This window comes from Actinocorallia longicatena (genome assembly GCF_039534125.1).
Classification (GTDB): Bacteria; Actinomycetota; Actinomycetes; order Streptosporangiales; family Streptosporangiaceae; genus Actinocorallia; species Actinocorallia longicatena.
Genome location: NZ_BAAAUV010000004.1, coordinates 111717 through 133118 on the forward strand (window position 1 = coordinate 111717; position 21402 = coordinate 133118).

The 21402-nt window shown below is 70.6% G+C and carries 22 protein-coding genes; 17 read left to right on the forward strand and 5 right to left on the reverse strand.

The window, feature by feature from the left end; translation table 11 throughout:
- Positions 1-79 precede the first annotated feature (79 nt).
- The 17 genes from ABD785_RS08815 (at position 80) to ABD785_RS08895 (ending at position 16541) form a co-directional block, all read left to right on the forward strand.
- Positions 80-1669 (forward strand): nitrilase-related carbon-nitrogen hydrolase, encoded by a 1590-nt coding sequence (locus tag ABD785_RS08815; RefSeq protein ID WP_344824471.1) that lies wholly within the window; start codon positions 80-82, stop codon positions 1667-1669.
- Positions 1666-2469, forward strand: a complete 804-nt coding sequence (locus ABD785_RS08820; protein WP_344824479.1) for an oxidoreductase — start codon at positions 1666-1668, stop codon at positions 2467-2469. Before ABD785_RS08815 ends, ABD785_RS08820 begins: the two co-directional genes overlap by 4 nt.
- On the forward strand, positions 2466-3410 hold the full coding sequence (locus tag ABD785_RS08825; protein ID WP_344824482.1) for an alpha/beta hydrolase family protein: 945 nt from the start codon (positions 2466-2468) through the stop codon (positions 3408-3410). Before ABD785_RS08820 ends, ABD785_RS08825 begins: the two co-directional genes overlap by 4 nt.
- Positions 3404-4579 carry an aromatic ring-hydroxylating dioxygenase subunit alpha gene (locus ABD785_RS08830; protein ID WP_344824485.1) on the forward strand — a complete coding sequence of 392 codons (1176 nt, stop codon included), beginning with the start codon at positions 3404-3406 and terminating at the stop codon, positions 4577-4579. The genes ABD785_RS08825 and ABD785_RS08830 overlap by 7 nt, the downstream gene beginning before the upstream one ends.
- 2 nt (positions 4580-4581) lie before the next feature.
- A complete protein-coding gene (locus ABD785_RS08835) occupies positions 4582-5307 on the forward strand; it encodes a hypothetical protein (RefSeq protein WP_344824487.1) in 726 nt (241 codons plus the stop codon).
- Positions 5304-6239, forward strand: a complete 936-nt coding sequence (locus tag ABD785_RS08840; protein ID WP_344824490.1) for a hypothetical protein — start codon at positions 5304-5306, stop codon at positions 6237-6239. The genes ABD785_RS08835 and ABD785_RS08840 overlap by 4 nt, the downstream gene beginning before the upstream one ends.
- Positions 6230-6997 (forward strand): SDR family oxidoreductase, encoded by a 768-nt coding sequence (locus ABD785_RS08845; RefSeq protein ID WP_344824493.1) that lies wholly within the window; start codon positions 6230-6232, stop codon positions 6995-6997. The genes ABD785_RS08840 and ABD785_RS08845 overlap by 10 nt, the downstream gene beginning before the upstream one ends.
- Complete coding sequence (locus ABD785_RS08850; protein WP_344824496.1) at positions 6994-7587, forward strand: hypothetical protein; 594 nt, start codon at positions 6994-6996, stop codon at positions 7585-7587. Before ABD785_RS08845 ends, ABD785_RS08850 begins: the two co-directional genes overlap by 4 nt.
- Positions 7584-8327: a maleate cis-trans isomerase family protein gene (locus ABD785_RS08855; protein ID WP_344824499.1), complete on the forward strand. Its 744-nt coding sequence runs from the start codon at positions 7584-7586 to the stop codon at positions 8325-8327. Before ABD785_RS08850 ends, ABD785_RS08855 begins: the two co-directional genes overlap by 4 nt.
- Entirely contained in the window at positions 8317-9216 is a 900-nt protein-coding gene (locus tag ABD785_RS08860) for a hydroxymethylglutaryl-CoA lyase (protein WP_344824502.1), read from the forward strand. The genes ABD785_RS08855 and ABD785_RS08860 overlap by 11 nt, the downstream gene beginning before the upstream one ends.
- Positions 9213-10406, forward strand: coding sequence for a CaiB/BaiF CoA transferase family protein (locus ABD785_RS08865; protein WP_344824505.1), 1194 nt, complete (start codon positions 9213-9215; stop codon positions 10404-10406). The genes ABD785_RS08860 and ABD785_RS08865 overlap by 4 nt, the downstream gene beginning before the upstream one ends.
- A gap of 61 nt (positions 10407-10467) precedes the next feature.
- A complete protein-coding gene (locus tag ABD785_RS08870) occupies positions 10468-11331 on the forward strand; it encodes an NAD(+)/NADH kinase (protein WP_344824508.1) in 864 nt (287 codons plus the stop codon).
- 47 nt (positions 11332-11378) lie between these two features.
- Entirely contained in the window at positions 11379-12572 is a 1194-nt protein-coding gene (locus tag ABD785_RS08875) for a phospholipase D-like domain-containing protein (protein WP_344824511.1), read from the forward strand.
- Positions 12573-12667: 95 nt separating this feature from the next.
- The gene (locus ABD785_RS08880) at positions 12668-13078 is read left to right on the forward strand and encodes an ATP-binding protein (protein ID WP_344824515.1); all 411 of its coding nucleotides are present in this window, start codon (positions 12668-12670) and stop codon (positions 13076-13078) included.
- Positions 13079-13954: 876 nt separating this feature from the next.
- Positions 13955-14968, forward strand: a complete 1014-nt coding sequence (locus tag ABD785_RS08885; protein WP_344824518.1) for an ABC transporter substrate-binding protein — start codon at positions 13955-13957, stop codon at positions 14966-14968.
- Positions 14965-15807, forward strand: coding sequence for an ABC transporter permease (locus ABD785_RS08890; RefSeq protein ID WP_344824521.1), 843 nt, complete (start codon positions 14965-14967; stop codon positions 15805-15807). Before ABD785_RS08885 ends, ABD785_RS08890 begins: the two co-directional genes overlap by 4 nt.
- Positions 15804-16541, forward strand: a complete 738-nt coding sequence (locus ABD785_RS08895; RefSeq protein ID WP_344824524.1) for an ABC transporter ATP-binding protein — start codon at positions 15804-15806, stop codon at positions 16539-16541. Before ABD785_RS08890 ends, ABD785_RS08895 begins: the two co-directional genes overlap by 4 nt.
- Positions 16542-16545: 4 nt before the next feature.
- On the opposite strand, the gene ABD785_RS08900 is transcribed toward ABD785_RS08895, so the two are convergent.
- Genes ABD785_RS08900 through ABD785_RS08920 form a run of 5 tightly spaced genes read right to left on the reverse strand, consistent with a single transcriptional unit; the run spans position 16546 to position 21239 of the window.
- A complete protein-coding gene (locus ABD785_RS08900; protein ID WP_344824527.1) occupies positions 16546-17547 on the reverse strand; it encodes an ABC transporter substrate-binding protein in 1002 nt (333 codons plus the stop codon).
- A gap of 29 nt (positions 17548-17576) precedes the next feature.
- The gene (locus tag ABD785_RS08905) at positions 17577-18152 is read right to left on the reverse strand and encodes a GTP-binding protein (RefSeq protein WP_425547750.1); all 576 of its coding nucleotides are present in this window, start codon (positions 18150-18152) and stop codon (positions 17577-17579) included.
- Complete coding sequence (locus tag ABD785_RS08910) at positions 18130-18585, reverse strand: DUF742 domain-containing protein (RefSeq protein WP_344824534.1); 456 nt, start codon at positions 18583-18585, stop codon at positions 18130-18132. Before ABD785_RS08910 ends, ABD785_RS08905 begins: the two co-directional genes overlap by 23 nt.
- Positions 18582-19004: a roadblock/LC7 domain-containing protein gene (locus tag ABD785_RS08915; protein ID WP_344824536.1), complete on the reverse strand. Its 423-nt coding sequence runs from the start codon at positions 19002-19004 to the stop codon at positions 18582-18584. Before ABD785_RS08915 ends, ABD785_RS08910 begins: the two co-directional genes overlap by 4 nt.
- A 15-nt stretch (positions 19005-19019) precedes the next feature.
- A complete protein-coding gene (locus ABD785_RS08920) occupies positions 19020-21239 on the reverse strand; it encodes a sensor histidine kinase (RefSeq protein ID WP_344824541.1) in 2220 nt (739 codons plus the stop codon).
- Positions 21240-21402 lie beyond the last annotated feature (163 nt).

Genomic DNA, 21402 nt, shown 5'->3' on the forward strand with positions numbered 1-21402 from the left:
GGGGTGAGATCTCTTCCCATCTGACCCGGCTGATTGTATGTTTTGGAAACAGCGTTTCGCTAGAGGAACCGGAGGGGCCATGCGCGTCGCGGCGGTGCAGTTCGCGGCTGGGGAGGACATCCCCGCCAACCTGGCCACCTGCTTGCGGATGATCGACGCGGCGGCCGCCGAAGGCGCCGAGCTCATCGTCCTGCCAGAGTTTTGCAACCATTTGTCCTGGTATGACGCCAAGGTTACGGCGCATCGCCTGGCCTGCCGCCTCGACGACGCGTTCCTCGGCGCCATCGCCGAACGCGCCGTCCGGCACGGTGCCCACGTCAAGGTGAACGTCACCCTCGCCCGCGAGGGGGGCCGCACCACCGGGACCAGCCTGCTCTACGGCCCCGACGGCGCTCTGCTGGGCGCCTCGGACAAGCTCACGCTGATGGGCGCCGAGGGCGACCACCTCGATCCCGGGCAGGAGGCGGGCCCGGTCATCGGCACGCCGCTCGGCCGGATCGGGCTGTACGCCTGCATGGAGGGCGTGACCAGCGACGTCTGCCGCGACCTCACCGTCCGGGGCGCCCAGCTCCTGCTCAACAGCCTCAACTCCTTCGCCACCGACGAGGCGTCCCTGCACATCCCGGTCCGTGCCGCGGAGAACAAGGTCTGGGTGGTGGCCGCCAACAAGGTCGGCCCGCTGCTGCCCGAGGCCCTTCTCCCGGCGATCGGGGAGCGCCTCGGGGTCCCGCCGGAGTGGCTGCACGGCGCGGGCGAGAGCCAGATCGTCGCCCCGGACGGCACGGTCGTGGCCAAGGGACCGCGGACCGGGGAGGCGGTCGTCGTCGCCGACATCGACGTGAGCGCGGCCGATGCCAAGGAAAGGCCCGACGGCACCCACATCCTGCGCGCCCGCCGCCCCGCCCTCTACCGCCCGATCACCTCGCGTCCCCGCGAGCGGACCGCGCCGCCCGGAGCGGACTCCGCCACCGTGGCGGTCGTCACCGGCGGCGATCCGCTCGCCCTCACCGCGAGCGCCGCGGGCGCCGGAGCCGACCTGATCGTCCTGCCCGAGGACGCCTTCGGCGGGTCGGACCACGCCGAGGTCGCCGCCGCCCTGGCGGCGGCCCTGGCCGGGACGGAGGCGCACGCCGTCACCTCGGCGGGCGGATCCGGTCTGCTGGTCGGCGCGCGCGGCCTGGCGGGCGTCCAGAAGAAGCTGCACGGTACCGGCGACCCCGGCGACGGGGTGCGGATCTTCGAGCTTCCCTGGGGGCGTCTGGCGATCGTGGTCGGCGACGACGCGATCCACCCCGAGACCTTCCGGCTGGCGGCCATCGCCGACGCGGACGCCGTCGCGGTCCCCTTCACCCCGGCCGAGGCGTGGGAGACCGCGCTCGGCCTGCCCGAACGCTCGGCGGAGAACCGTCTCAACGTCGTCGCGGCCGGGCCCGGCACCGGGCTCGTCCTGGACCTCACCTCCGACTTCACCCTCTGGACGGCCTGGAACGGGCCCTTCACCGGCCGGATCAGCCACCCGCTGGTGACGGTCGCGGACGGCGACCTCACCTTCGGGAAGATCCATCCCGCCCAGGCCGTCAACCGGCATGTCTCGAAGAACACCGATCTGGTCAACGGCCGTGCCTGGCACGCGCTGACCGCGCTCTCCAAGGACGGACTCTCCGCGTGAAAGAGACCATCACCAACGTCGAGCAGATGCTGGACGGCTCGCCCGTCATCGACGTCACCGAGACCTTCGAGCAGTGGCAGCAGCTGCTGACCGAGCTCAAAGCCAAGATCGACGCCAGGTTCACCACCACCCGCGACCCCTCCACCGAGGCGCTGGAGTCCTACGGGACCTATCCCGACGGCCCCGGCGGCCGGCTGGCCGGATACACCGGCCCCGAGGTCGACTGGATGGTCCACTCCTGGATCGGCAACCCCAAGGCCAGCTTCGCCAACCTGCACCTGACGGTCTGGCTCGGCCCGCACATCCGGGTCCCGCACCTGGGGATCGCCCTGCTGGTGTGGCCGGAGGGCTGGTTCTACGTCGACTCGGTGCCGCGCGCCCAGCTCACCCACGACGGCGCCTACTACGACAGCTACTACGAGCCGGTCAACGAGCCGTGGCTGGCCTTCAAGCGCGACAACCCCGAGTTCACGTGGTTCACCAGCCCCTCGGGCTTCATCCGGACGAGCCTGTCGCCGACCGCGCAGTGCTACTCCTTCCCGCGCTCGGAGCGGAACATCGAGGCCGTCTCCCGGTACGCCCACGAGCACGTGGACCGCTGGCTGACCTGGGTCGACGAGGCCGAGCCGGTACCCGAGGAGGAACGCGCCGCGCTCGCCGAGCAGGACCTGATCCTGCGCCGCAACATCGCCGAACGCGACCCCGCGAACGTCATGGGGGTGCGGCTGTTCGGGCAGGAGACCACCGACCTGCTCGTGCGCGGCCTGTGGGGCGGGGACCGGAAGCTGGCCCGGCCGTGATCCGCTCCCTGTGGTGGTCGGCCCGCACCCAGGGCGATCCGCCGTTCGACACCGCCCATCTCAAGATCTACTACCGGGCGAAGGCCGAGGGCACCGACGCCGAGCGGCTCACCGGGACCTTCCCGCCCGCTCCCGGCCGTCATCCCGTCGTGGTGTTCGCCTCGGGCGTCAACGTCGCCCAGGACTCCTACCGGACGCTCGCGGTCGCCCTGGCCGAGGCCGGCTTCGTGGTGGTGACCTTCGACCGGGTCGCGGAGCTGTTCGGCGGCCAGTACGGCCTCACCCCCGGCGTCGACCTCGACGCCGCCCGCCCGGACGCCTACGGGACCCGCCCGACCTGCCCGACGATCCCCGCGATCCTCGCGGCCCTCGAGGAGATCCCCCTGCTCGAGGGCTTCCTCGACCTCGACCGGATCGCCCTCGGCGGCCACTCGGCGGGCGGCACGGTCGTCCTCCAGTCGGCCCGGTTCTTCCCCGGGGTGCGGGCCTGCTTCGGCTACGGCACCCACACCATGGTCGCGACGATGCTCGGCTGGCCCGCCGGAACGGTCCTGGCCGCCCAGGCCGACTGCCCGGTCCTGCTGGGCGTCGGCACCCGCGACGGCGTCATCCTCGGCAGCTCCGACCGCTACGGCCAGGACGGCCACGCCGACCCCGTCGCCCGGACCTTCGACGAGGCACTGCCCAAGGGGCACGAGCATCTGCTGGCCGTCCTGGACGGGGCCAACCACTTCACGGTCGCCGACCCGGCCGACCCGACCGCCGCCCGTGCCTTCCTCGACCAGGAGCCCGAACGGGACCCCGCCGAGAGCCGGACGGCCTTTTCCGACCTCCTCGTCGCGTTCCTGCGCGCCCACCTCCTGGAGGACCCCGAACCCCTGGCGCGGCTGCGGGAGCGGCCGCCCTCCGCCTTCTCCTCGCTGCGGGAGCGACCATGCTGAAGAACTTCTGGTACGCCGTCGAGTTCTCCGACCGCGTCACCACGAAACCGTCGAAGATCACCTGTCTCGGGCAGAAGTTCGTGCTGTACCGCAAGGCCTCCGGCCAGGCGGTCTGCCTGTCGGACCTGTGCGCCCACCGCGGCGCCGCCCTCTCCGACGGCTGGGTCTCCGGCGACTCCATCGTCTGCCCCTACCACGGCTGGGAGTACGAGTCCGGCGGCGCCTGCACCAGGATCCCGGCCAACCTCGAGGGCCGGTCGATCCCGAAGAAGGCGCGCGTCGACTCCTATCCCGTCGTGGAGCGGTACGGGTTCGTGTGGGCGTTCCTCGGCGACCTGCCCGAGGAGGAGCGTCCGCCGATCCCGGTCTGGCCCGAGTTCGACGAGCTGAAGGCCGACGGCGGCAGGTTCAAGGCGATCACCGGCGAGTACCTGTGGGAGTCGAACTACGAGCGGATTCTGGAGAACGGCTGCGACATCGCGCACACGCCCTTCGTCCACGCGGGCAAGTTCGGCAACCCCGAGAAGCCGCAGGTCGAGGAGTACGAGCTCGAGACCCCCGACGAGTGGTCGGCGTTCGCGACCGTGAAGCTCTACCCGCCGGCGCCCAAGGGCCTGTGGGGCAAGCTGGCGCGCGGCGGCAAGGAGCTCAAGGAGCGTCCGCCGGTCGAGACCTCCGCCGGCTGGATGCTGCCCAACATGATCAAGCTGCACGTCCGGCTGCCGATCGGCAACCTGATCATCTACGACACCAACATCCCGATCGACGATACGACCACGCTGGTCAAGTGGGTGGCCCTGCGGGACTTCTTCACCGGCGACTGGGCCGACGGCAACGCCCGCAAGCGCGTCCTGGAGATCTTCGACCAGGACAAGCCGATCGTGAACGGGACCCGTCCCGAGCTGCTCCCCTTCGACCTCGGGGCCGAGCTGCACGTCAAGTCCGACCTGATCGCCGTGCACTACCGGCGCCGCCGCCAGGAGCTGGCCGATCTCGGCTGGATGCTCGGCGACGACGACCGCATCACCGGTGACGTGCCGCGCCGCGAGGCGACCGTCATCCCCTCGCCCGCCCGGCGGGACAACCCCGAACTGGCCCGGGCCTGGGTGCACAAGGCCAAGGGCGAGCACCCCAGAGCCGAGCGCCTGCGCGCCGTGGAAGGAGAATGACCGTGACCTCGCTCCCCAGGGCACTGTTCGAACGGACCCTCGCGGCGGTCGCCGAGACCGACGCCCTCACGCTGGTCCACGCCGAGGACCTGGCCGGGCCGATGGGCCCCGATCCCGTCGGCAGGCTCGAGGTCAGGTCGGGAGAGCGGCTCGCCAAGGTCGTGACGATCTCCCTGGCCGTCCCGCAGATCGGGATGGACAGCCACATGCTGTTCGCCTTCACCCCGCCCGGCAGCGCCGTCCCGCACTTCACGCTCGACTCCGTCGAGGCGGGCGGCTACCTGGCCTTCCACCTCGATCTCGTGCCGCGTGCCGAGCTCGCCTCCCACCTGGAGTACGTCAACGCGGCCTTCCAGCCGCTCACCCCGGCGTTCGAGCGGGCGGGGGAGCTGTTCGGGGCCTCCCGGGCAGCGATCGGGCCCCGTCAGTACGCGATGATGTCGCCCTGGATGCTGGTCCACCGCGCCGACGAGGAGCGGTTCCGCCAGGTCGACGGGTTCGTCGACGACTACCTCGGCCACTGGGCCTCGCTGCTGGCCAAGGGCCTGCCGGACGAGGTCACCGCGACGCTGGCCGACACCGACCTGGCCGCCCGCGACGCCCGCAACCGCGCGAACCTGTTCAGCCGCGAGGTCGACCCCGTCTGGGCCAACGTCACCCGGCTGCTCGGCGAAGCGACCACCGACCGGCTCCGCGAGACGCTGATCTCCGCCGAGGTCCCGGCGTGACCGCGCCGAGCACCTGGCAGACCCGGATCGCGGGGGAGTGGCACGGCCGGCCCTCGCTGTTCGACGCCGACGGAACCTGGCGCGGCTACGAGGACATCCGCCGCTCCTCGGTGTTCGAGGACGGCGTCACGACCTACTACATGGACGGCGGCCTGGAGGGCGGCGGCCCGCTCGCGGGACGGTTCCGGCTGGGCGCCCCGTTCGCCTTCGGCGTCGTCGACGCGGACGACAACCGGATCTACACCGGCCCCGACTTCTTCGGCACAGGCCAGCCCTACGGCGGCTTCGTCGACGCCCACTACTACGGCCCCGGCTGGCAGGTCGACCTCAACACCTGGAACCACGTCCTGCCCGACGGGCGGACCCAGGTCTACTCCTCGGTCCTCTACCAGGGGTGGACGGTCGTCGGCTGCTTCAACGGCGTCTACCGCAGGACGCTCGAGGACACCCCCGAGACCCGGGAGGAGATCACGGACTTCCTCGCCGGGGAGACCCGCAACGGGCCCGTCCCGTTCATCCTGCCCACCAAGGAGTCCGGCGCCTACTCCGGGACCTGTGAGCTGTGGGGCGCCGACCAGAAGCTCGTGGGCGACGTCCGGGTGAGTGTCGAGCTCGAACCGGTCGACCTGCTGCGCACCCGCGCGCACACCACCTGGTCGGGGGCGATCGACCGCGAGTTCACCGTCGTTCAGCGCCGCGACGGCTTCCGGATCTTCAGCGAGGGCCCCGACGCCTGGGGCAACGCCCAGACCTACGGCCGGGCCTCCTACTCCAGCCTGCACTTCAAGGACGTCACCAAGGTGAAGAGCCGCGAGTTCATGATCGACACTGTGCCGGGGATGTCGGCGGGGAAGACCCTGACCGTCGTCCATGAGCTGTTCGACGGGGGCTCCCTGTCCGGCGTCCTGCACGGGGTGCTGACATGGGAGTGACGGAGACACCGGTGATCGTCGTGACCGGCGGCACCCGCGGGATCGGCCACGGCCTGGCCCGTGAGCTGGTGGCCAGGGGCGCCCGGGTCGTGATCTGCGGCCGGACCGGCGTCGACGAGGCCGCCGGGGAACTCGGCGCGACCGGGGTCGTGGCCGACATGACCGACCGGGCGCAGGTCGAGGCGCTGTGGGACAAGGCCGCCTCGCTCGGCCCGGTCGCGCACTGGATCAACAACGCGGGCGTCTCGACCACGCGCAGGCCGCTCGGGGAGCTTCCGGCCGACCAGATCCACACGGTCGTCGGCGCCAACCTGATCGGGGTCCTGCACGGCAGCGCGGTCGCCTCGCACGGGATGCTCGCCCAGGGCGGCGGCACGGTCTGGAACATGGAGGGGCTCGGCAGCGACGGCCGCGCCGTCCCCGGGCTGCTGCCCTACGGGGCGACCAAGCGGGCCGTCACCTACGTCACCGACGCCCTCGCCAAGGAGCTGAAGGGCACGCCGGTCAAGGCCGCGCACCTGTCGCCCGGCATGGTCGTCACCGACCTCCTGCTCCAGGACTACGACCCCGCTGAGCTGGAGAAGGCCAAGAAGATCTTCAACATCCTGGCCGACCGGGTCGAGACCGTCACCCCGTGGCTGGCCGAGCGGATCCTCGCCGGGACCGGCAACGGGGGCCGGGTCGCCTGGCTGACCCGGCGCAAGGCCGCCGCCCGGTTCGCGACCGCGGGCTTCCGCAAGCGGGACCTGTTCGGATGAGCGGCTACGACTACCCGCTGGCGCTGGCCGCCGAGGACTTCGTGCCGGTAGCCCTGACCGTCACCGGGGTGGCGCTGCTGGCGGCCCTGCCCGGCGTCGATCCGCGGCGGGTGCGGATCGCGGCGGGCCTGCTGGCCACGGGAGGTTTCGCGAAGGCCGGCTGGAAGGTCGTGGTCGCCCTCGACGGTCCCGACCTGTGCTTCCTCTACCACGCCCTGTTCCCCTTCCTTGCGGCCGGTTTCCTGCTGCTGGCCCACGAGCTGCTGCGCAGGCCGCCGCTGGGCGTCCACGCGGGCCTGCTGGCCGTCGCGGGGGCGGCCTCCCTCGCCGTCGGGGACTCCTGGCCGGTCATGATCCTCGCGATCGCGGCGGTCAGCGTCGCCGCCGTCGCCCTGGCCCGGCGCGGGCAGCCGCTGCTGTTCCTGCTGTGGCTGGCCGGCCAGTACGTCCTCGGCCCGCTGGCCGCGCGGCCCGACCAGAGCGTCGCCCTTCAGTGGGTGGAACAGGGCTGCAACACCCTCACCCAGGCCGTTCTGGTGCTCGCCGCCTGGCGGCTCACCGGCTCCGCACGTCAGGAGGTTTCCGCATGACCGACGCGCTCGGCTGGCGGCGCAAGTTCGGAGTGATCGCGCCGTCCACCAACACGATCGTCGAACCCGACTTCTACCGGATGACCGTTCCCGGGGTCACCGCCCACTTCTCCCGGATCCACATCCGTGACCAGAACATGGCCGGGGACTCGGGCATGGAACGGCTGCTGGAGCAGATCCGCGACGAGATCGGCTCGGCCTGCGAGCGGGTCCTGACCTGCGAGCCCGACTACATGGTGATGGGCATGTCCGCCGAGACCTTCTGGGGCGGCGTGGAGGGCAACCGGGCCTTCGTGAAGCAGATCCACGACCTCACCGGGCTCCAGGTCGCGACCGGAGCCGAGGCCTGCGAGCGGGCCCTGAAGCTGTACGGTGCGCGCCGCATCGGCGTGGTCACCCCCTACCAGCCCGTCGGCGACGCCAACGTGCGGACCTTCTTCACCGAGCTGGGCTTCGAGGTCGACAAGATCATCGGGCTGCGCTGCCCGACCGCGGTGTCCATCGCCCACGTCGGCCCGGACGAGCTGCGCGCGGCCCTCGTCGAGCTGGCCGAGGGCGACGTCGACGCCATCGTCCAGTGCGGGACGAACCTGTCCATGGTGGGCCTGGCGGACGAGGCCGAGCGCTGGCTCGGGCTGCCCGTCATCGCGATCAACGCCGCCACGTGGTGGATGGCGCTGCGGGACAACGGCGTCACCGAACGGATCGAGGGCGCGGGAAGGCTGCTGCGTGAGCACTGAGGTCACCGTCGTCGAGGTGGGTCCCCGGGACGGTCTGCAGAACGAGGACGTCCTGGTCTCCACCGCGGACAAGATCGAGCTGGTCGCCCGGAGCGTCGCCGCCGGCATCACCCGGATCGAGGCCGTGAGCTTCGTCCATCCCGGCCGGGTGCCGCAGATGGCCGACGCCGAGGCCGTCATGGCGGGGGTGCCGAGGAGCGAGGGCGTCTCCTACATCGGCCTCGTCCTCAACCGGCGCGGGCTCGACCGGGCCCTGGCGGCCGGGGTCGACGAGGTCAACGTGGTGGTCGTCGCCACCGACACCTTCAGCGTCAAGAACCAGGGCGTCACCACCGACCGGATGCTGGAGGTCTGGGACGAGATCGCCGCCGCCACTCCGATCCGCAAGAGCGTCACGATCGCCGCCTCCTTCGGCTGCCCGTTCGAGGGGGAGACCCCGCCGGAGCGGGTCGCGGAGATCGCCCGCAGGGCGGCGGCCGCGGGCGCCTCGGAGATCGCGCTCGCCGACACGATCGGCGTCGGCGTGCCCGCGCAGGTCCGCGACCTGACCCGCAGGGTCCGCGCGGCGGCCCCCGGGATCCCGCTGCGCTTCCACTTCCACAACACCCGCAACACCGGCTACGCCAACGCGCTCGCCGCCGTCGAGGAGGGCGTCACCGTGCTGGACGCCGCCACCGGAGGCTTCGGCGGCTGCCCGTTCGCGCCCGCCGCGACCGGCAACATCGCCACCGAGGACCTCCTGTACGCCCTGCACCGGTCCGGCGCCCGCACCGGCGTCTCCGAGGAGGTCGTGGCGGCGGCCGGCACCTGGCTCGGCGGCGTGCTCGGCAAGCCCGCCCCTGCCCTGCTCGGCCGGGCGGGCGGATTCCCCTCCGAAAGGACGTCATGACCGACCTCGCACTGGACGACCTGCGCGTCGTCGAGATGGGCCAGCTTCTCGCCGGGCCCTTCTGCGGGCAGCTCCTCGGCGACTTCGGCGCCGAGGTCATCAAGCTGGAGCCGCCCGGCGCGGGCGACCCGATGCGCGCCTGGGGCAGGGAGAAGCCGCACGGCCGGTCGCTGTGGTGGCCGATCCTCGCCCGCAACAAGAAGTCGGTGACGCTCAACCTCCGCGACCCGCGCGGCCAGGACCTGGCCCGCCGCCTGATCGCCGAGTCCGACGTCCTCATCGAGAACTTCAGGCCGGGCACGCTGGAGCGCTGGGGCCTGTCGCCGGAGCGGCTGTGGGAGCTGAACCCCGGCTTGATCATCACCCGGGTCACCGGTTACGGCCAGGACGGTCCCTACTCCCCGAGGGCCGGGTTCGGCTCGATCGGTGAGGCCATGGGCGGCATCCGGTACGTCACCGGAGACCCCGGCAGCCCGCCCGCCCGCGCCGGGATCTCCCTCGGCGACGAGCTGGCCGGAACCTTCGCCGCCCTCGGCACGCTGGTGGCCCTGCACGCTAAGGGCAGGACCGGCAGGGGCCAGATCGTCGACTCGGCCCTCTACGAGGCGGTCCTGGCGCTGATGGAGTCCCTGATCCCCGAATGGGACATCGCGGGTTACCAGCGCGAGCGGACCGGCTCGGTCCTCCCGAACGTCGCGCCCAGCAACGTCTACCCGACCAAGGACGGCCCGATCCTCATCGCCGCCAACCAGGACTCGGTCTTCCGGCGCCTGGCCGAGCTGATGGACCGTCCCGAACTGGCCGACGACCCCCGCTACGCCACCCACGGGGCCCGCGGCGCCAACGCCGACGAGCTGGACGGCCTCATCGGCGAATGGACCGCGGTCCGGCCCAGCGCGGCCCTCCTGGAGTCCCTGCACGCCGCCGGGATCCCCGCGGGCCTGACCTACCGGGCCGCGGACATGCTCGCCGACCCGCACTTCAAGGCCCGTGAGGCGATCATCCGCCTGGCCCACCCCGAGTTCGGCGACTTCCCCATGCAGAACGTCTTCCCGCGCCTGTCCGGCACCCCGGGCAGCGCCCGCTGGGTGGGGCCCGAGCTCGGTCAGCACAACACCGAGGTCTACCGCGGCCTGCTCTCCCTCACAGCGGAGGTCCTGGACGGCCTGACCGCCGACGGGGTCGTCTGAACAGGGACGCTCCGGCCGCGCCCGGAGCGCGGAGGCCCGTGCTTCCCGTACGTTTCTCGTCATGGGAATGGTTTCGACGGTCGGTCTCGTCCTGCACCCCGCCCGCGACTCGGCGGCGGCGATCCAGGCGGTGATCGGATGGGCGGCCGGGCGCGGGGCGACCGTGCTCGGCCTGCCGGAAGAGGTGGGACGGATCGACTGCAGCGCGGTCGCCGTCGACCAGGCGACGCTGGCGGAGCGCTCCGACCTGCTGGTCAGCCTGGGCGGCGACGGGACGATGCTGCGCACCATGCGGCTGGCGGCCGGCCGGGCGACCCCGGTGCTCGGGGTCAACCTCGGCCGGCTCGGCTTCCTCGCCGAGATCGACGTCGCGGACCTGCCCGCGGCGCTGACGAGGATCGACGAGCACCGCTGGCAGGTCGAGCCGCGGATGGCCCTGCGGGCGGTCCTGCCCGACGGCTCCGAGGTGACGGCCTTCAACGACCTGGCCCTGGTCCGGATCCCCGGGGACGGCCTGGCCGCGCTCGAGGTGAACGTCCAGGGGGAGCCGTTCGTCCGCTACTCCGCCGACGCCGTGATCGTTTCGACCTCGACGGGCTCGACCGCCTACAGCTTCTCGGCGGGCGGCCCGATCGTCTCCCCGACGGTCGAGGGCTATCTCGTCGTCCCCGCGGCGCCGCACTCGGTCTTCAACCGGGCGATCATGCTCTCCGCCGACGAGGACGTCCGGCTCGATCTGCTGCCCTCCTGCGGCCGTCTCGCGGTCGAGGCCGACGGGATCGTGGCCGGCCATCTCACCAGGGGGGACCGGCTGCCGGTGACGGCCGTCCGGGCGGCGGCCCACGTCGTGCGGCTGGGGGGCACGACCTTCTACGAGCGGGCCCGGCGCAAGCTGAGGGTCAGCGGTAGCGCCGAAGTGGACTGATCGTCCCTTTCCTGGGAAGGGCAGGTAGGGAGGAAAGGGGCAGGTCATTGACGGAACTCCGGGAACGGCCGCTGACGGCTCCTGCGGGACTGGACGCGGCCCGCTTGCGGCGCCGCCTGGAGCGGCTGATCGGCATCGCGGCGACCGAGGGCAACTCCCTGCTCCCGCTGCGCAACGGTGACGAGATCTTCGCCTCGATGCTGGAGTCGATCCGGGGCGCCGAGCACACCATCGACATGATGACCTTCGTCTACTGGCGGGGCGACATCGCCCGGGAGTTCGCCCAGGCGCTGGCGGAGCGGGCCCGTGCGGGCGTCCGGGTCCGGCTCCTGCTGGACGGCTTCGGCTGCCGGCTGATCGAGCGGGACCAGCTCGAGGCGATGGAGCGGTCGGGCGTCCAGGTGGCGTGGTTCCGCAAGCCGATGGGCCTGTCGCCGCTGAAGCAGAACCACCGCTGCCATCGTAAGGTCCTCGTCGTCGACGAGACGACCGGGTTCACCGGCGGGGTGGGCATCGCCGAGGAGTGGTGCGGTGACGCGCGCGACGAGAGCGAGTGGCGTGACACCCACGTCCGGGTGCGCGGGCCCGCCGTCGACGGGCTGGCCGCGGGCTTCGCCCAGAACTGGGCCGAGTGCCATGCCGAGCTCTTCGACGGCCGTGACCGCTTCATCGGCCACGAACCGCAGGGAGGGGCGGTCGTCCAGGTGGTGCGGGGGTCGGCCAGCGTCGGCTGGCAGGACATGCAGACCCTGCTGCGCGTGGTCGTGGAGTCCGCCGAGGTCCGCTTCCGGCTGGCCACCGCCTACTTCGCCCCCGACGAGTTCTTCGTCCAAATGCTGTGCGCCGCCGCCCGCCGGGGGGTGGACGTGGAGATCCTCCTGCCGGGCCCGCACACCGACAAGCGGGTCTGCCAGCTCGCGGGCCAGAACTTCTACGAGACGCTCATCGCCTGCGGGGTGAACATCTTCCACTACCAGCCCACGATGATGCACGCGAAGGTCGTCACGGTGGACGGCATCGCCGCTCTCGTCGGCTCGACCAACTTCAACCGCCGCTCCCTCGACCACGACGAGGAGATCATGCTCGCGGTGCTCGACGAGGAGTTCACCGCCGTCCTCGACGGCCAGTTCGACCAGGACCTCGAGAAGAGCGAACGGATCGACGCCGACGGCTGGTCCAGGCGATCGGCCTGGCAGCGGACCCAGGAGTACGCGGTCCGCCCCATCCGCCGCTTCCTGTGATCTCGGCCGTCCGATTCTCCCTGGCCGGGATTGAGACGGTGTGAGGGGGTAGCACCACTGATGTGTGCAGTGGCGTGATCGAAGGAGTGGGCCTGATGACGGCGGAGAGTCCCCGTGCGGTGTTCCGGGCGAAGCCGTGGTCGGGTGCGGTGGAGGCGGCGCGGCTGTTCTCGGCCCGGGTGATGCGGCGGTGGTCGCTGGGGCAGGCCGAGGAACGGGTGACCGCGATCATCGCGGAGCTGGTCGCGAACGCGGTGGAGCACGCGGGAACCGACGTGGAGGTGCGGCTCTCGCGGAACGGGGAGGTCCGGATCGAGGTCGCCGATCATGATCCCGCGCCGCCGGTGATGAGGATGCCGGATCCGCTGGAGGAAGGCGGCCGGGGAATGATCATCGTCGACCGCTATTCCACCCAGTGGGGGACCGACCGCGCCGGAAAGGGCAAGACCGTCTGGGCCGAGGTCGATGTGCGGCCCGCCCCGTTTTCCTCCGCACCGGCCCTCTGAACAAAGGGCCGGGCGCCGATCCTTCTCTGACGAGAAGCCGGGTTCCGCCGATGCCGAAGGGCATTCCGGTGGATCTCGCGGCGATCGAGCCGGACGGCGGCGTCCGATGAACCCCATGGTCAAGGCGGGCATGTCGGCGTTCGCGGGCGAGAGTTCGCCCTCGACGAAGCCGTCCACCGGTCGGAAGCCGGGAAAGGATCGGCCTCACTGTCAATTCTCGTTATCTGGCTGTTGTCGCGACTATTCGCCTTGGGCGGGCGGCCTGCCCCACGGTTTTTCGCGATCTGTTCTGTGTAAATGAGGAAATGGTCGAAGGAGGTGCCGGTACCACCTCGGGAAAGGCGCGATATGTCGATCATCCCGGGCTGGTCGTCGCCTCGCCCAGGAGTCGGCGGGGGGTGGGCTCCGTCCGGGGCGCGCCCTGGAACCCGGCCTCCGCACGGGCCGCTCTTGGCTGATCATCTCGTCGCGTGGACACTTTATGTCAGTGCCGTGACATTTGAGGAAAGACATCTTCCGGGTTCGCCGCACGGGGATATTCGGCCCTGGCCTTAACGGTCACCGTGCGGGGCTGGATCCTGATGCAGGGTAGCCGTGATGCCTGGCCGTAGCGGCGATGGCGTCGGATGAATCCCCGCTCCGCGCATCGGGACGGTACCCGGTGTACGGATACCGAGCGGTACCGAATGGCGTCCGCAACCGCGCGGCGAACAAGAGTCGAGTTCTTTGGGAAATGTACTGGCTACTGTTTGGTATTCGAGGGATTCTCGATATGATCGGTGCTCGCCCTTCGGATTAAGACCGTCGAGTTTGCCCTGTTCCCGCAATGGCTCCGCGCACTCCTGTCCCTCCGCAGAAGAAGGCCGTAAACCCCCCATGCGATTTCCCGCCCTGTTCAAGTTCGCCACCGGCGTCGGCGCGATCCTCCTGTCGGCGTCCCTGCTCACCGCCTGCGGCGACTCCGGTGGTGACGACGCAGGCGCCAAGTCCAAGATCACGCTCGGGTTCTCCGCGTGGCCGGGATGGTTCCCCTGGCAGGTGGCTCAGGAGAAGGGGCTGTTCACCAAGAACGGCGTGACGGTCGACCTCAAGTACTTCGAGAGCTACACCGACTCGCTCCAGGCGCTGGCCTCCGGCGCGATCGACGCCAACAGCCAGACGCTCAACGACACGCTCGCGTCGGTGTCGGGAGGGGCGAAGCAGACGATCGTCCTGGTCAACGACAACTCGACCGGCAACGACCAGATCATCGCCAGGCCCGGGATCGCCTCCCTCGCCGACCTCAAGGGCAAGACCGTCTCGGCCGAACCCGGCACCGTCGACCACTACCTGCTGCTGCTCGCCCTCAAGAAGGCGGGCCTGACCGAGAGGGACATCACCTTCCGGCCGCTCGTCACCGACGCGGCGGCCGCGGCCTTCGCCTCCGGGAAGATCGACGCGGTCGGCGCGTTCGCCCCGTTCACGACCACCGCGCTGAAGCTCAAGGGAAGCTCGGCCATCGCGACGTCGAAGGACTTCCCCGGCGCGATCCCCGACCACCTCGTGGTCCAGCGCGAGCTCGTGGACGACCGGTCCGAGCAGGTCCAGGCGCTCGTCCAGACCTGGTTCGACACCCTGAAGTGGATCAAGGAGAACCCGGCGGAGGCCGTCAAGATCATGTCCGCTCGGGCGTCGGTCTCCGAGAGCGACTACCGGTCCTACGACGCGGGGACGACCATCTTCTCGCTCGAGCAGAACATCAAGGCGTTCGGGACGGGGACCGAGCCGACCAACCTCGGATTCCAGGCCGAGCAGATCGCGACGTTCCTCGTCGACTCGAAGCTCGCCGACGCCAAGCCCTCCCTGGACGGCCTGCTCGAGCCCAAGTTCCTGCAGAGCGTGAAGCCGTGACCTCGCTCACCGGCCGCCGATGGGCGCCGCTTCCCCGGCGGCGCCCGGCCAGGCAGGTCCCCCCGCTGCTGGGTCTGGGCGTCCCCGTCCCGAAGACCTCCCGCTGGGTTCTGCGGGCGGTGTCGGTGGCCGTTCCGCTGGGTCTGTGGTTCTTCGTGTCCGCGCTGGGCGTGGTGGGGAAGGAGTTCCTGCCGAGTCCTGGGGACACCTGGGCGGCGGGGTGGGAGATGGCGCGGTCGGGTCAGCTCGCCGATGACGTCTGGGCGAGTTCGGCGCGGATCCTGTACGGCTTCGGCATCGCGGTGGTGGTCTCGGTTCCGCTCGGGATCTTGATGGGTGCCTTTCCTTCGGTGCATGCGGGGCTGGAGCCGATCGTCGGGATTCTGCGGTATCTGCCGGCGGCGGCGTTCATCCCGTTGCTGGTGATCTGGCTGGGGATCGGTGAGTCCTCGAAGGTCGCCCTGCTGGTGATCGGGGTGGTGTTCTTCAACACTCTGATGACCGCCGACGTCGTGAAAGTCGTTCCCAAAGAGCTGCGGCAGGTGTCGGCCACGCTCGGTGCGCGCCAGGGCGAGATCCTCCGCAAGGTCGTGGTCCCCTATGCCCTGCCGGGAATCCTGGATGCGATCCGGGTGAACTTCGCGGTGGCGTGGAACCTCGTGGTCGTGGCCGAGCTGATCGCGGCGGAGTCGGGGCTGGGTTACCGGATCTCGCGGGCGCAGCGTTTCCTGCAGAGCGACAAGATCTTCGCGATATTGATCGTGATCGGGCTGATCGGGCTGGCCATCGACGTGGTCCTCCGGCTGGTCCGCGACCGGATCGGAAGGTGGCAGCCATGAGGCTCAACGCGATCGGCCGGGACTTCGGGTCCACCAAGGCCCTGGAGAACATCTCCCTGGAGGTGCGCCCGGGGGAGTTCGTGTGCATCGTCGGGGCCAGTGGCTCCGGCAAGTCGACCCTGCTGTCGCTGATCGCGGGGCTTGATGCCCCGTCCACCGGGACGATCACGGTGGACGGGGCGCGGGTGCACGGTCCGGGGCCTGAGCGGGGCCTGGTCTTCCAGACGGGGGCGTTGTTCCCGTGGAAGACGGTCGGGGAGAACGTCGCTTTCGGGCTGCGGCTTCTGCGGCTGAACCGTGCTGAGCGGCGGGATCGGGTGGCGTGGTATCTGGCGGAGGTGGGTCTGAGGGGTCTGGAGGGGCGGTTGCCGAAGGAGTTGTCGGGCGGGCAGCGTCAGCGGGTGGCGATCGCGCGGGCTCTGGTGTGTGAGCCGTCGGTGCTGCTGCTGGATGAGCCGTTCGGTGCTCTGGACTGTCAGACCAAGGACGACATGCAGGTGTTCCTGCGTCAGGTGTGGAAGGACACCGGTACCACGATCCTGATGGTCACCCATGATGTCGAGGAGGCCGTCTTCCTCGCCCAGCGGGTCATCGTCCTGACCACGAAGCCGGGACGGATCGCCGCCGAACTCGACGTCGACCTTCCCGGCCACCGCGATCTGCTGCTCAAGCGCGAACCGGACTTCCTGAAGATCCGCGCCGAGGTCGACGACCTCGTGCGCGCCCACATGTGAGGTCTCAGTCCCGCAGCGCCAGGATGAAGCGCGGCTCGAACAGCCCGTTCAGGGCCGGCTTCATCGGCGCGAGCCGGTTATCGAACAGGAACTGCGACAGCGACCTCGCCTGGAACGGCAGGCTGACGGCGTTCGTCCCGGTCCGGAACGCCTGGACGTTCTGCTCGAGCGAGAAGATCGTCGTCCCCGCCTCGTAGGAGGAGTACTCGGACTCCGAGACCCCGGCCCGCTTGGCCATGATGCGGTTGGCCTCCTGCCGGTTCGCCTCGATCCAGTCCACCGTGTCGAACCAGGTCTTCACCAGGGACTGGACGTCGTCGGGCCGCTTGTTCAGGAAGGCGCCCGTGACGACCAGGTGGTCGGGGATCGCGCCGGGGAAGTCCTTCGACGTGGCGATGGCCTTGCTGCCCTCCAGCTGGAGCGCGGTGGTCGTGAACGGCGCGAACACCCCGACCGCGTCGACCTTGCCCTGGTTGAGCGCGTCGGCGGCGGCGTCGGTCGCCATCGGCTGGAACTGCACGTCCTTGGGGCCGAGCCCGGCCTTGCGGAGCGCGAGCATGAGCAGGTAGTGGTCGACCGTCCCCTCCTCGGCCGCCACCTTCTTGCCCTTCAGGTCCGCGATCTTGTTGATGCCCGGCCGGGCGATGATCTGGTCGTTGCCCGTGGAGTTGTCGTTGACCAGGACGATCGTCTCGCGGGCCCCGTCGGTCACCGACGACAGCGTGTCGTTCAGCGTCTGGCTGTTGGCGTCGATGTCGCCGTTGGTGAGCGCGGTCAGGCTGTCGGTGTAGTTGTCGTACCAGCGCAGATCGACGTCGAGGCCGTTGCGCTTGAAGAAGCCCTTCTCCTGGGCCACCTGCCAGGGGAACCAGCCGGGCCAGGCGCTGAAGCCCAGCTTGACGGGCTTGCCCTCGCTCTCGCCCTGCCCCGGCAGGGGGCCGCAGCCGACGAGCGGCAGGGCCGCGACCAGGACCGCGGCGCAGAGCAGCCGGTTGACTCGAACCATGTCTCGTCCTCCCATTCCCTCTCGGGAGATCAGGTCGCGTTGAAGATGACGCTGTCGAGCAGGGCGAGGAGCACCAGCTTCACCGACTCCTTCTGGCGCGCGTCGCACAGGACGAGCGGGACGCGGTCGGCGACTCCGAGCGCCTCGCGGACCTCGTCCAGCTCGAACTGCTCGGAACCGGGAAAGTGGTTCACCCCGATGGCGATCGGGATCGACGCCTCCTCGAAGAAGTCGAGGGCGGCGTAGGCCTGGTCGATCCGCCGGGTGTCGACCAGGACGATGGCGCCGATCGCGCCCTCGATGAGGTCGTCCCACAGGAACGCGAACCGCTCCTGCCCCGGCGTGCCGAACAGGTACAGCACGATCCGCTCGTCGACGGTGATCCGCCCGAAGTCGAACGCGACCGTCGTGGTCGACTTGTTCTCGACGCCCGAGGTGTCGTCGACGCCGACGGAGGCCGAGGTCATCGCCGCCTCGGTCGTGAGGGGCTCGATCTCGGAGATCGCCCCGACGAACGTCGTCTTCCCCACCCCGAACCCGCCCGAAATGATGATCTTCGCGGAGACGACGGAGGTGAGGGTCTCAGAGTGCACGGACACCGTCACGGATCCTTTCCAACAGGGACAGCGAGAGGTGTCCGTTCTGCCCGACGTGCTCGTGGACGGTCAGATAGCGCTCCGCGAGCAGATCGGCGATCAGCACGCGGACCACGCCGAGCGGCACCCCGAGGCCGGCGGCGATCTCGGCCACCGACAGCGGCCACTGGCAGACCTCCACGATCCGGCGGCGCTCGAAGTTCAGCGGTGCCGACAGGGCCGCTGGGATGGCGGTGACCAGGGTCTCCACCCGGAGCCGGTCGTCGGCGGGGCGGGTGCGGCCGCCCGTGACGATGAACGGCCTGACGAACTGCTCGTTGGACACCCCGTCGGCCGGAATGGGCACCGTCGGGGGAGTGCCGGGAGCGGCGGGCTCGGGTCCACGTCCGACGTCGACGGTCCCCGGCGGCCTCGGATGCTCCTGGCGCCGGCCGGAGGTCATCGAAGGACCTTGTTCTTCAGTTCCGTGACGATCTCGGGCGTCAGGAGCGTGCCGAAGCGGTCGCAGAGCACCGCGATCTCGTGGCCCACCAGCCCGAGGTCGCAGTCGTTGGACGCCACCACACCCAGGCAGCTGCCGTCGGAGATCGCCGACACCAGCAGGAAGCCCCGGCGCATCTCGATCATCACCAGCTTGAGCCCCTCGAAGCGGTAGCGGTGCGACGCGCTGCGCGCCAGGCTGACCAGTCCGGAGATGATGGCCGCCAGTGGCTCGGCGGACGGTCTGTCCAGGCCCTCCGACAGGGCCATCAGGAGACCGTCGGACGAGACCGCCACCGCGTCGGCCACTCCGTCGGTATCCCTGACGAACTTGCCGAGCAGCCAGTTGAAGTTGCTGATCTCCTGCGCTGTTTGGGACATAGCGGTTCTCCTCCATCACTGCGGCTCTCGACCGTTGACGTGCTCGGTGCTGTGGAATCCGGACCTGAAGTTGTCGAGCATCGACCGCACCTCGGCCGGCGTCCGGTCGGGTCCCGCGGGGGGCCTCGGCTGCTCGGGCTGGGGCGGCCGGGAACCGGCCCGACGGGTGCCGGCGGCCTTCGGCTGCCGCTTCAGCAGCCCGTTGCGGGTCGTCGTGCCGGGCGCGGCATGGCGCGGGCCGCTCTGCGGACGCGGCTGAGCGCCGTTGAGAGCCCCGCTGGCCACCGGCTGGGGTCCGGTGTCCGGGATGGGCGCGGAGAGCATCCCGTTGACGCCCACGCCGCTTCCGGGGCCGCTCGCCGCGGCGACCGGCACGGGCTGCGACTGATGCTGCTGGCCAGAAACCGGTTCGGCCGGATGGAGCATCGCCTCGGGGATGATCACGCGGGCGGTCACCCCGTTCAGCGGCGAGTCGTGCAGCCACACCTTCAGGCCGAGCCGCTGGGCCAGCCGGCCCACCACGTAGTGGCCGAGGTCGCGGGTCGGGCTGATGAGGAAGCTCTCCTCACCGCGGAGCCGGGCGTTGGCGGTGGCCATCGCCTCGGGGGTCATGCCGATCCCCTGGTCGACGATCGCGATGTGGTAGTCGCTCCCGGCCGACCTGGCCTGCACCTCGACGGCGAGGTCGGGCGGGGAGAAGGACAGCGCGTTCTCCACCAGCTCCGCGAGCAGGTGGGCGATCTCCGCCGCGGCCGTCCCCTTGACCATCGCCTTGTCGGCGCGCCGCAGGGTGACCCGGCGGTAGTCCTCGACCTCGGCGAAGGCCGAGCGCAGCACGTCGCCGACGGAGACCGCCGTCGACCAGCGGCGCGGGCTGTGCTCGCCGACGAGGACCAGCAGGCTCTCGGCGTTGCGGCGCATGCGGGTCGCCAGGTGGTCCAGCTCGAAGAGGTTGGCGAGCTGGTTGGGGTCGGCCTCCTCCCGCTCGAGCGCGGTGATGAAACCGAGCTGCCTGCGGACCAGGTTCTGGTTGCGGCGGCCCAGGTTGGCCAGCGACTCGGCCGTGTTGTACCGCATGACGGCCTGCTCGATGGCGAGGCGGACCGCGGTCTCCTGGAGGTGGTCGAGCGCCACCGCGACCTCGGCGAACTCGTCGTGGCGGCGCGACAGCGAGGACTGGGTGAGGCCGTGCAGGACGCTGCCGGGATCGTCGGCCGACTGGATCCGGGAGACCGCCTCGGGGAGCCTGCGCTCGGCGGCGTCATGGGCCTCCCCGGTCAGCACCGCGAGCGGCCGCATGATCGACCGGAACGTGTAGAGCCACAGCATCAGGGCGACGACCACGGTCGCGGCGGCGAGCAGGGAGTAGAGGAACAGGCCGCGGTCGGAGTCGGTCTTGATCGACGAGACGCGGTCGCGGATGTCGTCGCCGACCTCCCGCTGGATCTCGCGCAGGTCGATCCCGACCGTCGTCATCGCCGCCGACCACTGGGGCGAGCTGAGCTTCAGCCGCCGGCCGTCGGCGCCGTCGAGGGCGACCCGCTCGAAGTTCAGCGACAGGTCGGCCTGCGGGGTCTTCATGGCCGCCGCGAGGTCGGCCTTGCGCGGTTCGGAGGCCGTCTGGGTGAACCGGCTGAGGGCGTTCAGCTTGTTCGCCCTGACCTCGGTGAAGCGCAGGTAGTCGTTGGGGGTGAACCAGCCCTGGGCGAACACGCCGCTGAGCTGGCCGCGCTCCAGGGCCACCGCCTCCTTCGCGTCGCCGATGGAGTGCAGGCTCTGAAGGTCGCGGCGGAGCCGGGTGTCGTTCTGCCCGAGGTCTCCCTCGGCCGAGAACCCGCTCAGCCCGACGATCGCGGTCGTGTAGAAGTCGAGCATCTGGGTGCGGTCGAGACGCCCGGTGTCGGCCGACTCGCGGACGAAGCCCAGCGTGCTCATGTTGGCCAGGGCCGCGTTGATGGCCCGGCTGCTGGCGGTGTCCTGGGTGGCGACGAGCCGGTCCAGGTCCTGGCGGTTGGTGTTCGTCGCGCGCCGCTGGGCGTCGACCTGGGGACGGTACTGGTCGGCTCCCGCCAGCAGGGCGCTGGTGAGGGAGCGTTCGCGTTGCAGTGAGTGGATGAGGTTCTGGGTCGACAGCTCCAGCTCCACCAGCCGGGAGACGGACTCGGCGTCGGAGGCGGTGCGCAGCTGGTCGACGACGCCGAACGCCGACGTCATCACCAGCAGCGAGGTCGGCACGAGCAGGATGATCGCGAGCCGGGCTCTGATGGTACGGATTCCACCGAACCTCCTCCGCCGTTCCGGCCGTGGAACCGTTCCGGCGTCGACCTGCTCACGACCCCGTGCACGGAGCCGCGGGGCCATGTTTCCACTCATGTTCCGGATCCCATCTTTCGGGCTC

Coding starts and splice junctions, on each gene's coding strand:
- ABD785_RS08815 (WP_344824471.1), top strand. CDS start 80: ATGCGCGTCGCGGCGGTGCAGTTCGCGGCTGGGGAGGACATCCCCGCC.
- ABD785_RS08830 (WP_344824485.1), top strand. CDS start 3,404: ATGCTGAAGAACTTCTGGTACGCCGTCGAGTTCTCCGACCGCGTCACC.
- ABD785_RS08845 (WP_344824493.1), top strand. CDS start 6,230: ATGGGAGTGACGGAGACACCGGTGATCGTCGTGACCGGCGGCACCCGC.
- ABD785_RS08850 (WP_344824496.1), top strand. CDS start 6,994: ATGAGCGGCTACGACTACCCGCTGGCGCTGGCCGCCGAGGACTTCGTG.
- ABD785_RS08855 (WP_344824499.1), top strand. CDS start 7,584: ATGACCGACGCGCTCGGCTGGCGGCGCAAGTTCGGAGTGATCGCGCCG.
- ABD785_RS08865 (WP_344824505.1), top strand. CDS start 9,213: ATGACCGACCTCGCACTGGACGACCTGCGCGTCGTCGAGATGGGCCAG.
- ABD785_RS08870 (WP_344824508.1), top strand. CDS start 10,468: ATGGGAATGGTTTCGACGGTCGGTCTCGTCCTGCACCCCGCCCGCGAC.
- ABD785_RS08880 (WP_344824515.1), top strand. CDS start 12,668: ATGACGGCGGAGAGTCCCCGTGCGGTGTTCCGGGCGAAGCCGTGGTCG.
- ABD785_RS08885 (WP_344824518.1), top strand. CDS start 13,955: ATGCGATTTCCCGCCCTGTTCAAGTTCGCCACCGGCGTCGGCGCGATC.
- ABD785_RS08895 (WP_344824524.1), top strand. CDS start 15,804: ATGAGGCTCAACGCGATCGGCCGGGACTTCGGGTCCACCAAGGCCCTG.
- ABD785_RS08900 (WP_344824527.1), bottom strand. CDS start 17,547: ATGGTTCGAGTCAACCGGCTGCTCTGCGCCGCGGTCCTGGTCGCGGCC.
- ABD785_RS08910 (WP_344824534.1), bottom strand. CDS start 18,585: ATGACCTCCGGCCGGCGCCAGGAGCATCCGAGGCCGCCGGGGACCGTC.
- ABD785_RS08915 (WP_344824536.1), bottom strand. CDS start 19,004: ATGTCCCAAACAGCGCAGGAGATCAGCAACTTCAACTGGCTGCTCGGC.